1 protein-coding gene is annotated in these 449 nt (G+C 47.7%); it reads left to right on the forward strand.

Annotated features, from left to right (window positions below; translation table 11 throughout):
• Positions 1-52 precede the first annotated feature (52 nt).
• Positions 53-406, forward strand: coding sequence for an IS66 family insertion sequence element accessory protein TnpB (tnpB, locus tag C5745_RS19925; RefSeq protein WP_105718754.1), 354 nt, complete (start codon positions 53-55; stop codon positions 404-406).
• Positions 407-449: the final 43 nt, after the last annotated feature.

The raw sequence follows: 449 nt of genomic DNA on the forward strand, positions 1-449 counted from the left end.
AAGGTCGATACCGATCTTGGTTTGCTTTCCCAGTTGATCCGTCTTTACTGATATGTTTTCATTGGGGTCTTCTCACCGTTTTTATTTATATGATGGACACTGCGACATGCGCAAGAGTTTCGACGGGTTGTGCGGTCTGGTCATTTCGGCGATGCAGCGCCAGCCGACCAGCGGTGAGGTATTTGTTTTTCTGAACCGTAGCCGCACGCATATCAAACTGCTGCACTGGGAACACGGCGGCTTTGTGCTGTACTACAAGCGTCTGGAGCAGGGTACCTTTGGCATATCTGCGCTTAAGAAAGGTGAGCTGTCATGGAGCGACCTGGTATTGCTCATCGAGGGCGTCCAGGTTGTAAAAAGCATACAGAAAAAACGTTATTCATTGCCACAAAAACAGCTTTTTTGATTGCAGGAACGCAGATAAAACCGTATCTTTAGGGTATGGAAAC

It is taken from the genome of Sphingobacterium haloxyli (genome assembly GCF_002980525.1).
In the GTDB taxonomy this organism is placed as follows: domain Bacteria; phylum Bacteroidota; class Bacteroidia; order Sphingobacteriales; family Sphingobacteriaceae; genus Sphingobacterium; species Sphingobacterium haloxyli.